Origin of the sequence: Bartonella sp. OC16QHHD, assembly GCF_042194035.1 — a bacterium.
Taxonomy (GTDB): domain Bacteria; phylum Pseudomonadota; class Alphaproteobacteria; order Rhizobiales; family Rhizobiaceae; genus Bartonella.
Genome location: NZ_JBHIMJ010000078.1, coordinates 1 through 2,361, shown reverse-complemented (window position 1 = coordinate 2,361; position 2,361 = coordinate 1). Strand labels below are relative to the sequence as shown.

The 2,361-nt window shown below is 40.2% G+C and carries 5 protein-coding genes; 4 read left to right on the top strand and 1 reads right to left on the bottom strand.

Going from position 1 to position 2,361, the window contains the following annotated elements:
• The 4 genes from ACFIK1_RS07280 to ACFIK1_RS07265 form a co-directional block, all read left to right on the top strand.
• Positions 1–1,087: filamentous hemagglutinin (locus ACFIK1_RS07280; protein ID WP_375662469.1), on the top strand; the 1,087-nt coding region annotated here is incomplete at its 5' end.
• Positions 1,084–1,488 carry a hypothetical protein gene (locus ACFIK1_RS07275; protein WP_375630432.1) on the top strand — a complete coding sequence of 135 codons (405 nt, stop codon included), beginning with the start codon at positions 1,084–1,086 and terminating at the stop codon, positions 1,486–1,488. The genes ACFIK1_RS07280 and ACFIK1_RS07275, both read left to right, overlap by 4 nt.
• Positions 1,476–1,604: a hypothetical protein gene (locus ACFIK1_RS07270; protein WP_375630430.1), complete on the top strand. Its 129-nt coding sequence runs from the start codon at positions 1,476–1,478 to the stop codon at positions 1,602–1,604. Before ACFIK1_RS07275 ends, ACFIK1_RS07270 begins: the two co-directional genes overlap by 13 nt.
• Positions 1,605–1,670: 66 nt before the next feature.
• Entirely contained in the window at positions 1,671–2,072 is a 402-nt protein-coding gene (locus ACFIK1_RS07265; RefSeq protein WP_375612658.1) for a hypothetical protein, read from the top strand.
• 103 nt (positions 2,073–2,175) lie between these two features.
• Here the strand turns inward: ACFIK1_RS07265 and ACFIK1_RS07260 are convergent.
• A partial coding sequence (locus tag ACFIK1_RS07260) for a helix-turn-helix transcriptional regulator (RefSeq protein ID WP_375662468.1) occupies positions 2,176–2,361 on the bottom strand: 186 nt, incomplete at its 5' end.

The following is a 2,361-nucleotide window of genomic DNA, read 5'->3' as shown; positions in this document are numbered from 1 at the left end:
AGATTCAGAGGAAGGATATACCAAATCCGCTATCAGCAATGGCACCATTGTCATTACTGATGAAGCAGGGCAGAAGGCATTAACAGGGCAAGATGTTGAGCAAGCCATAGCCTCCCTTAATCGGGATACTGCTAGCGCCCATAAGAGTGTACAACAGCTCGATGTAGGCAAGCTGGAACAAATCGTCCATGAAAATCGTGAAATGGCAACCCAACTTTTAGAAGAAGGATTTAAATACAGCGATGATTCCTATAAAACCATGTTTATCAAAGAGCACCCCATCGCCGTGGTCGACCGTGATAAAGACGGAAATATACTCTATAAAACAGATGAAAATGGGGAGCCTATAGAAGACGCTCGTGGACAAAAAATACCTAAGTTTCATTATTTAACGGATGAAGAAAAGCAGCATTTACAAGAGGGTGCTGATGGCAAAGTGCATGTGTCCTTTAATGGCATCTTTACGCCACCCTATGAAGCTGCTGTTTATGCAGAGCAACATGCGAAGGATAAAAATAATCCGCTTTATTTTGTTGTGTTCCCCCAAGCCGATTCTGCTATTTCAGAACTTCTGGTTGCGGGCTATCAGAAGTTTATGGAAAATAACTTTTGGGGTTTGACCAATTCAACACAAGAAGCAAAAGATTTGGTGTATAGCCATGGTCTTACAGGGTTAGAACTTTATGGACATAGTCGCGGGACAATGACATTGGGGAATATGCTGAATTCTTTCAAACAAGAAGGTGTTCACGGTATAGCCGACAACACGAATATCAATTTCTATGGACCAGCCTTTAATGCTTTAGTTGCATCCGGTCTGTTAGGTTATGTGAGTGATGGCAAACAAACCACTATTGGCTTTGATGGGAATAGATACGACTTTGTAAGCAGAATTATTGGCGGCAATGGCTATACTTACGAGACAATACCTGCTGGTAGTAATTGGTGGAAAGAATGGTGGAGAGTGATCATGAATCCCATAAGCTCCCATACTTGCCTTGGAGATGTGGGTTATAAATGCCAAAAGTTTTATGGCACATCTCATCGTGAACAATTTCCTTTAAGTAAATCAAGGAGTAAAAAATGAAATACATTTTAAAGTTATTAAGTGGAATAGTTTTGGTGAGTGTAACTGGATGTAATATCGATAAACCTCCTCCAGGAGAGATAGCTACGTGGGAGAAAAATGGTGTTACTGATTTTACTGAGGTAGGAAAAGCCTTATTAGAATGTGGAATGCCAACCCCTTATGATACTGATCCAGAAAGCAGAAAGCTCAGCTACAATGCAATAGCAACCATAGAAGCTTGTATGATTCAATCAGGTTTTCGTGATAAAGTGGGAGGGGGAACTTGGTGTGTAAATCATAAAGCCGAGGATCTTCCCATTTGTCGTCCAGGTGCTGTCATACCACAGCGCAGTGTCAAGAAGCGCTTGAACAGCCCTTTTTGTAAAAAATATAAAAATAGTCGCAAATGCCAACCTTAAGTGTTTCTATTGGTGATGATCAACAATCCCTTATCCTTGCTTTTGCTTGGAATGGCGCGATTGTTTTCTCAACCAATCATCTCAATATTGTTCACCGTTGTTTTAAGCAGCGGTGACAGGAAATATCAACAGGTTTATGAGCTCTGTTTTATCGTAAATAAATCCATTGAAAGAGGGGAAAAATGAAGAAAATCTTAAAACTGTTGAGTTGCATGGCTTTGTTAAGTATCGCTGGATGTGACTCAAAGCCTCCTTCAAAATACTTTGTTATATGGCAAAAGCCAGATGCAGATTCTACTGAAGTAGCAAAAGCATTGTTAGAGTGTGGTAAGCCAACTCCTTATAATGCCGATACAGAAAATAGTGGATTAGGTTTCGGTGAATGGGCAATAATTCATACTTGTATGCTTCAATCTGGCTTCCACTATAGAAGTGAAAATGGAAAGTGGTGTGAAAATTGTCAAGATGATAGGATTCCGGTGTATCCTCTTAGTGGTTCTATCACGCCTCAGCGAAGTGTTGAGAGACGCTTAAATAGCCCTTATTGTAAAAAACATTCAGAACAACTTGAATGCCAGCCTTAAGTCTTGCTTCAGCAGAGAAAGCCTTGAATTTACACCAAATAAAGCACCAGGTTTGATGAGCTTGAGAAAGCCTTGTCCGTTCTTACGTGACAAGGCTTTCTTTTTATGCCGCGTCATTATAACGTTGCTGTTTTGCTTGCTCAATGACATTGATAAGATCTGATTGTAACCAACGCGATAAAAAACCAAATTTTAAAGGTTTTGGCAAAGAGCCATTGGTTACATGACGGCGGAAAGTTGAGACACTCATATGAAGCAATTTTGCACTTTCACGGTCTGTTAAAAGAAT